Genomic DNA, 202 nt, shown 5'->3' with positions numbered 1-202 from the left:
TCTTTGTCAGCCGCCAAATTGCAGGGGGACTGCTTGGATCGAGTTGAACCAGCCACACGAGCGCGGACTGAAGGCGGGAGTAGATCCCCTGTGGGAGCTGTCGAGCTTCAGCGAGGCTGCGAAGGCGTCGGCACAGTCGACATTGAGGGTGCCTGACCCACCGCTATCGCGGCCTCGCTAAAGCTCGACGGCTCCCACATTT

Origin of the sequence: Pseudomonas sp. K5002, from assembly GCF_013386655.1 — a bacterium.
Taxonomy (GTDB): domain Bacteria; phylum Pseudomonadota; class Gammaproteobacteria; order Pseudomonadales; family Pseudomonadaceae; genus Aquipseudomonas.
This window is presented reverse-complemented; position numbering follows the sequence as displayed.